2 protein-coding genes are annotated in these 1,269 nt (G+C 61.5%); both read left to right on the top strand.

Going from position 1 to position 1,269, the window contains the following annotated elements; all coding sequences use genetic code 11:
• Positions 1–297 (top strand): YSC84-related protein (locus F4827_RS34890; protein ID WP_260175585.1); only part of this gene is annotated, 297 nt, incomplete at its 5' end.
• Positions 298–360: 63 nt separating this feature from the next.
• Positions 361–1,215, top strand: coding sequence for a PRC-barrel domain-containing protein (locus F4827_RS34885; RefSeq protein WP_183734099.1), 855 nt, complete (start codon positions 361–363; stop codon positions 1,213–1,215).
• Positions 1,216–1,269 lie beyond the last annotated feature (54 nt).

Genomic DNA, 1,269 nt, shown 5'->3' with positions numbered 1-1,269 from the left:
CATACCGTCGGCTACTACAGCACGGCAACCGGATCCGTCGGCTGGCAGATCGGTGCCCAGTCGCGTGCAATCGTCTTTCTGTTCATGACCGACGACGCGCTGAGGCGGTTCCGCAGCACGGACGGCTGGTCTGCTGGCGGTGACGCTTCGGTCGCCATCCTGAAGATCGGCGCGAACGGCAACGTCGATACAAGCACCGCGGGTGGTCAGGTCGATGCGTTCGTGCTGACGAACGCCGGGCTGATGGCCGGCGCGTCCCTCGAAGGCACGAAGATCACACGACTCAATTCACTCTAAATGAGCTGACCTCGTGGCCGGCGCGTCTAATGCCATCGAGGCGCCGCACATCACGGAGGCGTCATGTTGCGAAGCATAAAAGATCTGCAGGGATGCACCGTACGCGCCTCGGACGGCGATATCGGCAACATCGATCAGGTTTATTTCGACGACGAGGCCTGGGGCATACGTTACCTTGTAGTCCAGACAGGGAACTGGCTCCACGACAGAAAGGTGCTCATCTCCCCCTACTCGCTCACGCACGTGGCGTGGTCATCGAACGCAGTCCATGTCAATCTCACGCGGCAACAGGTGCGCGACAGTCCGACACTCGACACCCACAAGCCGGTATCGCGCCAGCACGAAATCGAATACCTGCGTTACTACAGCTATCCAACATACTGGGGCGGACCGAATCTGTGGGGCATGGGCGCGTGGCCGACCTTTGCCCCGGTCGCGCGAGCGCTCGCGACGCCAGCCCCGCCACGCCCCATCCTGCACGTCAACCAAGCTCTGCAGGACGTCCACTTGCGTAGCACGGACGAGGTCAAGGGCTACCACATCGAAACGATAGACGGGACCATCGGACACGTGTCGGGTTTCATCTTCGACGATCGGGCCTGGGCCCTGCGCTACCTGACAGTCGATACGCGCAACTGGTGGCCCGGCGGGAAGGAAGTCCTGATCGCCACGCGATGGATCGACCTCGTCGACTGGTTCGCTGCGACCGTGTCCACCTCGCTCACGCGTGCTACGATCGAGCGTAGCCCGGCCTACGACGACTCGGTACCCGTTAGTCGAAGCTACGAGGTGGCGCTGCACGAATACTACAATCGCGAAGGATATTGGTCGGAGTCCGAATCACTCTATCCGGTCCGCGGATCCGAAGGCGATCCGGATTCAGATTCGGAGGATGGTCTGATGCCATCGAACCTGTAACCCGCGCCTGGAAGGCGCCGGGAATGTTCCGAGCGAGCGCCTGCAGTACACTAG

The sequence above is a fragment of the Paraburkholderia bannensis genome (genome assembly GCF_014200455.1).
Taxonomy (GTDB): Bacteria; Pseudomonadota; Gammaproteobacteria; order Burkholderiales; family Burkholderiaceae; genus Paraburkholderia; species Paraburkholderia bannensis_A.
This window is presented reverse-complemented; position numbering and strand designations above follow the sequence as displayed.

Coding starts and splice junctions, on each gene's coding strand:
- F4827_RS34885 (WP_183734099.1), top strand. CDS start 361: ATGTTGCGAAGCATAAAAGATCTGCAGGGATGCACCGTACGCGCCTCG.